This window comes from uncultured Acetatifactor sp., assembly GCF_948601915.1.
Classification (GTDB): domain Bacteria; phylum Bacillota; class Clostridia; order Lachnospirales; family Lachnospiraceae; genus Acetatifactor.
Genome location: NZ_CAPDXS010000212.1, coordinates 1 through 6,491, shown reverse-complemented (window position 1 = coordinate 6,491; position 6,491 = coordinate 1). Strand labels below are relative to the sequence as shown.

The following is a 6,491-nucleotide window of genomic DNA, read 5'->3' as shown; positions in this document are numbered from 1 at the left end:
AAATGTCGGACATCTACAAAAAAGAGAAAAGTGCCAATTAGGACTTGACACATACCTGCTAGTGAATGCCGTTGACTTTTCAACGTATAAGACATAAGATTGAATAAAACACTGATGTCAAGACCTGTACGGGAAAAGAGTCCTCATAGGAATCTATCTAAATCCGGGAAACAGCGGATTTCAGAGAATCATAAACAGTGAATATGTGGACAAAACAGGATTGATTGACCGAATCGCGCCATAAGCAGGACAGAGAGGATAAAGAAACCATGAAAAACCAGGACAAGACCGAGCTCTTCGAGAAGATGGCAGTACCCGCAGCGGTAAGGCAGCTTATCATACCCACGATTATCAGCTCCCTGATCACCATCGTCTATAACCTGGCGGACACCTATTTTGTGGGCATGCTCAATGATCCCATACAGAATGCGGCCGTCACTCTGGTGGCGCCGCTGATGCTGGCCTTCAACGCTGTGAACAACCTGTTCGGAGCGGGCACCAGCAGCATGATGAGCCGTGCGCTGGGGCGGCATGAGCATGACATGGTGAAGCGCTGCTCCGTAATCGGATTTTACTGTACGGTATTTTGTTCTGCCATGTTTTCCCTGCTGAGCATCCTGTTCCGCCCTGGCCTGCTTGCCCTGCTGGGCGCGGAGGAAAGCACCATGGCTGCCACCGGCGCCTATATGCAGTGGACGGTCTGCTGCGGAGCCGTTCCGGCTATTCTGAACGTGGTCATGGCGTACATGGTCCGGTCAGAGGGAGCTACCTTCCATGCCAGTATCGGAACCATCAGCGGATGTGTCCTGAACATGATTCTGGATCCGATCTTCATCCTGCCCTGGGGCCTGGATATGGGAGCCGCGGGAGCCGGGCTTGCCACTTTCCTGGGCAATACGCTGGCCTGCTGCTATTTCTTCGTGCTGCTGTTCGTCCGGCGGGGAAAAACCTATGTGTCCGTATCGCCGAAGATGTTTTCCTTTGATAAAACCATCCTCCTGGGCATATTTGCGGTGGGGATTCCTGCCTGTATCCAGAATCTGCTGAACGTGACCAGCATGACCCTGCTGAACAATTTCGCCGCCTCTTTCGGCTCCGATGTGGTGGCTTCCATGGGGATAGCCCAGAAGATCAACATGGTGCCCCTGAACCTGTTCTTCGGCATGTTCCAGGGAATCCTTCCGCTGGTGGGCTATACCTACGCCAGCAGGAATTACCGGCGCATGAAGGAGACGGTCCTGTACAGCATGAAGCTGGGAATCTGCTGTGTGGCGGTGGTTTCAGTGGGATATCTGGTCTTTGCGGAGGCGTTGGTGGGGATGTTCATGGATAATGAAGCAATCGTGGGTTATGGCAGCCATTTCCTGCGGGGCATGTGCCTGCAGCTCCCCTTTATGTGCGTGGACTTTCTGGCAGTAGGGGTGTTCCAGGCCACCGGCATGGGGAACAAGGCGCTGCTATTTGCTGTTCTGCGAAAGATTGTGTTCGAAATACCGGCACTCTTTATCCTGAATAAAATATTTCCTCTCTATGGGATGCCCTACGCCCAGGTCACGGCGGAAGTCCTTCTTGCCGGCATCGCCGGTTTCGTGCTGGTGAGGCTGTTCCGGAAGCTGGAGACGCGGATATGATTCTACCGTCCAGCTCCATTTTAAGGCATGCGTCTTGGAGAGAAGCGCCGTGGAAGTCAAACGCGTATTCGCGCAGTTCGCCAGGGGTATCTATTGGAGGGGGGCATAAGACATAAGATTGAATAAAGTGATATCAAGTTCTGCATCGGGAAGGAGATTGCATGGGAATCTATTTCAATCCGGGAAACAGTGGATTTCAGAGAATTGTGAACAGCGAATATGTGGACAAGACAGGATTGATCCGCCTGATAAATGAGACAATCGGCATGGTAAATAACCTGACATGCGTCAGCAGGCCCCGCCCGTTCGGGAAATCCTTCGCGGCCCAGATGCTCTGTGCGTACTATGACTGCTCCTGCGATTCCCACAGCCTTTTTGATGATAAGGGGTGGCACAGAGGAAAGGGATTCCGCTGAAGGAAGTGCCGGATATGATTGTCGACGGGCTTCTGTATCTATTTTCCATGCCTTTTCCATGCATCGCGCAAATTTTCATGGAAATCAGAAGCGTTATGGTGTAATATAGAAAGTAACTAAACTTTACCGGAAAGGAAGAATGATGAGATGAGATATTTATTTCAGGGAGATTCCATCACGGACTGCGGGAGAGGGGACTACGGGAACCCCTACGCCACAGGCTGCGGGTATCCGCGCCTGCTGGAGGCAGACCTGATGGCTCAGGACGGAGACTGCGAGGTGATGAACTGCGGCATCAGCGGCAACCGGGTGGTGGATCTGCTGGCCAGATGGAAGCGGGACTGCCTGAACCTAAAGCCGGATGTGATCACGATTCTGATTGGCGTCAACGATGTGTGGCATGAGTTCGGGAACCATGACGGGGTCAGCGTGCCGCTTTTCGAGGAAGTGTACCGGATTCTGCTGCGGGAGACCTTTGCCGCGCTGCCGCAGACGCGCCTCATCCTCATGGGCGCTTACGTGATGCCCGGCCCGGCCACCACGCCAGACTGGGATGTGTTCTCCGGCGAGGTGGCGGCCCGCAGGGAGGTGACGAGAAAGCTGGCGGAGGAGTTCGGACTGACTTACGTGGATTTGCAGGAGGCTTTTGATGAGGCCCAGAAGAAATTCCCGGTGCAGCGCTGGACCGGCGACGGTGTCCATCCCACTGCTGCGGGCCACGAGGTCATCGCCGAAGCCTGGAAGAAGGCGGCGGGAGTCTGAGACAAGCCCACGGGCAGCAAGAGAGTGCCTGGGACGAAGGTGTGGCTGGGAGGGGGGAAGCTCCAGGAAGCTGGTGGAGGGAATCTGGGGCTGAGACGGTAAACCGGCCGACAGCGGACGGTATCTGAAAGCAGGAAAGGAATCTGAGGCTGAGGCGGTAAACTGGCTGGAAGACAGCGGAAGGAAAAGAAATCATAACAGGAGGTATCAGGAGAAGGATGAAGATTTTAAAGGTGACGGACGAGGCATTCAAGAGATACGGCAGAGTGGTAGACAATGTAGATTTCACCGATTTGGTGGAGGAGCTGAAAAAGACCCCGGTTCCGGCGGATGTGGCCTACGAGCCCTCCGTGGAGGCGCTGGAAGCCCTGCCCGTGATGGAGGAACTGTCCAGAGTGGCCTACGGGGAGATGCCCATCCAGATCGGCTACTGCAACGGCCACAATACCAAGCTCAACGCCCTGGAGTACCACAGGGATTCCGAAATCAACGTGGCGGCAACGGACGCGGTGCTGATGTTGGGGCTGCTGGCGGACGTGGAGGCAGACCATACATACGACACGTCCAAGGTGGAGGCCTTCCTGGTGCCCGCCGGGACAGCGGTGGAGGTATATGCCACCTCCCTGCACTACGCGCCCTGCCATGTAGATGATGCGAGCGGCTTCCAGGTAGCCATCGTGCTGCCCAAAGGGACGAACTATCCCCTGAAAGAAGCCCATAAAAAGGTGGACGAGGCAAAGTCCGGCGCGGGCCTTTCCAACGAGGACGCCATGCTCACCGCCGTGAACAAATGGCTGATCGGCCACGCGGAAGGCGGACTGGACGAGGGGAGCTTCCTGGGACTGAAGGGCAGGAACCTGTGCCTTACGGAAGACTGAAGTGTGCACGGAATGAAGATTTTCTAAGCCCGCAAAGTACGCGGGACTAAGAAAATCTAAATCATTCCGGTAAGAATGCCAAGTGTAGGCATTCTTACGGACTTGCACCAGTTCATTAATTGTTTGTGCCGCCGTAGGCGGCATGACAGGAAGTAGGTTTTCGGCATATCCTGGAAGTGCGGGAAGAAGCAGTGTGCATTGTGTGTATATTGAAGAGACAGACAGGAGGGATTTACATGTTTTATATAGGAATAGATTTAGGAACGTCAGCCGTGAAGCTGCTGCTCATGGACAGCGAGGGGAAAATCGTGAACATCGTCTCCAGGGAATACCCCCTGTATTTCCCCCATCCCGGCTGGTCGGAGCAGAAGCCCCAGGACTGGTATGAACAGACCATCCTGGGAATCGAAGAACTGATTCAGGACGTGGACAAGGAGCAGGTTGCCGGCATCAGCTTCGGCGGCCAGATGCACGGCCTGGTAATCCTGGACGAAGACGATAATGTCATCCGCCCCGCCATCCTCTGGAATGACGGCAGGACAGGGGAGGAGACGGAATACCTGAATAATGTGATCGGCAGGGAGAAGCTGTCGGCGTACACCGCCAACATCGCTTTCGCGGGCTTTACCGCCCCCAAGCTCCTCTGGGTGAAGAACCGGGAGCCTGAGAATTTCGCGCGGATCGCCAAAATCATGCTGCCCAAGGACTATATCGCCTATAAGCTCACCGGCGTGCACTGCACGGATGTGTCGGACGCGTCCGGCATGCTGCTGTTCGATGTGAAGAACCGCAGATGGTCGGAAGAAATGTGCGATATCTGCGGCATCCGGGTGGGACAGCTTGCGAAATGCTACGAGAGCTATGAGGCCGTGGGTACCCTGCTGCCCCAGGTGTCGGCACAGCTTGGCCTCAGCCCTTCCGTGAAGGTGGCGGCCGGGGCCGGGGACAACGCGGCGGCGGCGGTGGGAACCGGAACCGTGGGAGACAATATGTGCAACATCTCCCTGGGCACCAGCGGCACCGTCTTCATCTCCTCGAAGCAGTTCGGCGTGGACAGATACAATGCCCTGCACTCCTTCGCCCACGCGGACGGCAGCTACCATCTCATGGGCTGCATGCTCAGCGCGGCTAGCTGCAACAAGTGGTGGATGGACGAGATCATCGGCACAAAGGATTACGCCGCCCAACAGCAGCCCATCGAGAAGCTGGGAGAGAACCATGTGTTCTTTCTGCCCTATCTCATGGGAGAGCGCTCGCCCCACAATGACCCGGAAGCCAGAGCTGTCTTCATCGGCATGAGCATGGACACCACCAGGGCGGACATGACCCAGGCCGTGCTGGAGGGCGTGGCCTTCGCCCTGCGGGACTCCCTGGAGGTGGCCAAGTCCCTGGGGATTGAGCTGAAGAGCACGAAGATCTGCGGCGGCGGCGCGAAGAGCCCCCTGTGGAAGAAAATCGTGGCCAATGTGCTGAATCTGAGGGTGGAAGTGCCGGAGAGCGAGGAGGGCCCCTCCATGGGCGGCGCCATGCTGGCGGCGGTGGCCTGCGGGGAGTATGCCAGTGTAGAGGAAATCGCCGCCAAGGTGGTGAAAGTGGTGGAGACCGTGGAACCGGAGGCGGAATTGGTGGCGAAATACGAGGAGCGGTATCAGCAGTTCAAGCGAATCTACCCGGCCTGTAAGCCCCTGTTCCGGTAGGCGAATCTTCATAAGGAGTAAGAGCCGGGGGAAACTGACTTCAGAGAGTCAGGGAGGCGGAAGCACGGGACGGCAGCAGACAGGAAAGGAGCGGAAGGGATGGCGAAAGCGTTCAATGTGACAGGAGCATGTATTCCGGAAGAACACTATATGGTCAGGCTCGACGGGAGGCTGCGGGAAATCAGGGAGCTGGTGGACGCAGGGAAGTATTTTTCTGTCAACAGGGCAAGACAATATGGGAAGACCACTGTCCTGATGGCCCTTGAGCGCTATCTGCAGAACGTGTATCGTGTGGTCCTGCTGGATTTCCAGACCTTTGACGCGGAAAAATTCCGCAGTGGCAGCGCCTTTGCAGCGGCTTTCGCAAAGTCCTTTCTGCGCGCTCTGAGGAGGGATAAGGAAGAAGGGAGCCAGGCGTTCCAGGCAGCCTTGTCCCGGCTGCAGGAATGCGCCCAGGGAGGAAGGGGCGAGTTCGCATTGATGGAGCTGTTCGAGGAGCTGAGCGATATCTGCGCTGCCGCTGACCGGCCCATAGTGCTGATGATTGACGAGGTGGACAGCGCGGCGGACAACCAGGTGTTCATGGATTTCCTTGCACAGCTGCGGGCGTACTATATCCGGCGTTCGCTGCAGCCCACTTTCCGCTCGGTGATTTTGGCCGGGGTGTGCGATGTAAAGAATCTGAGGAGGAAGCTTCGGCCCGAGGAGGAGCATAAGGTAAATAGTCCCTGGAATATAGCAACGGATTTCAAGATTGACATGAGCTTTTCACCCGGGGATATTGCGGGGATGCTGGAGGAGTATGATTCTGATTACGGAATCGGTATGGATATCGGGAGGATGGCCGATCTGATTCATGCGTATACTTCAGGATATCCGTTTCTCGTATCCCGGCTGTGTAAGCTGATGGATGAGGAAATCGGCGGGACGCAGGGCCGTGGCGCGCTGGAAAATAGTGTGAAGAAGAGGGCCTGGACGGAGGATGGATTCCAGAAGGCGGTGAGGGTGATTTTGTCGGAAAAAAACACGCTCTTTGAATCTCTGACAGGCGAGCTGACGGGATACCCCACCCTGAATGGGATGCTGCGCGCGCTGCTCTTCACCAGA

At 56.0% G+C, this 6,491-nt stretch carries 6 protein-coding genes; all 6 read left to right on the top strand.

The features are described 5' to 3' along the window. Positions 1 to 269: 269 nt before the first annotated feature. A complete protein-coding gene (locus Q2B33_RS22710) occupies positions 270 to 1,631 on the top strand; it encodes an MATE family efflux transporter (RefSeq protein ID WP_300573953.1) in 1,362 nt (453 codons plus the stop codon). 161 nt (positions 1,632 to 1,792) lie between these two features. After that, a complete protein-coding gene (locus Q2B33_RS22705; protein ID WP_330623617.1) occupies positions 1,793 to 2,047 on the top strand; it encodes an AAA family ATPase in 255 nt (84 codons plus the stop codon). Between the two features lie 147 nt (positions 2,048 to 2,194). Beyond that, the gene (locus Q2B33_RS22700) at positions 2,195 to 2,809 is read left to right on the top strand and encodes an SGNH/GDSL hydrolase family protein (RefSeq protein WP_300573950.1); all 615 of its coding nucleotides are present in this window, start codon (positions 2,195 to 2,197) and stop codon (positions 2,807 to 2,809) included. A gap of 218 nt (positions 2,810 to 3,027) precedes the next feature. Further along, positions 3,028 to 3,687 carry a DUF4867 family protein gene (locus Q2B33_RS22695; protein ID WP_300573947.1) on the top strand — a complete coding sequence of 220 codons (660 nt, stop codon included), beginning with the start codon at positions 3,028 to 3,030 and terminating at the stop codon, positions 3,685 to 3,687. A gap of 236 nt (positions 3,688 to 3,923) precedes the next feature. After that, positions 3,924 to 5,384, top strand: a complete 1,461-nt coding sequence (gene xylB, locus Q2B33_RS22690; protein ID WP_300573944.1) for a xylulokinase — start codon at positions 3,924 to 3,926, stop codon at positions 5,382 to 5,384. 99 nt (positions 5,385 to 5,483) lie between these two features. Then, a partial coding sequence (locus Q2B33_RS22685) for an AAA-like domain-containing protein (protein ID WP_300914274.1) occupies positions 5,484 to 6,491 on the top strand: 1,008 nt, incomplete at its 3' end.

Coding starts and splice junctions, on each gene's coding strand:
- Q2B33_RS22705 (WP_330623617.1), top strand. CDS start 1,793: ATGGGAATCTATTTCAATCCGGGAAACAGTGGATTTCAGAGAATTGTG.
- xylB (WP_300573944.1), top strand. CDS start 3,924: ATGTTTTATATAGGAATAGATTTAGGAACGTCAGCCGTGAAGCTGCTG.
- Q2B33_RS22695 (WP_300573947.1), top strand. CDS start 3,028: ATGAAGATTTTAAAGGTGACGGACGAGGCATTCAAGAGATACGGCAGA.
- Q2B33_RS22700 (WP_300573950.1), top strand. CDS start 2,195: ATGAGATATTTATTTCAGGGAGATTCCATCACGGACTGCGGGAGAGGG.
- Q2B33_RS22710 (WP_300573953.1), top strand. CDS start 270: ATGAAAAACCAGGACAAGACCGAGCTCTTCGAGAAGATGGCAGTACCC.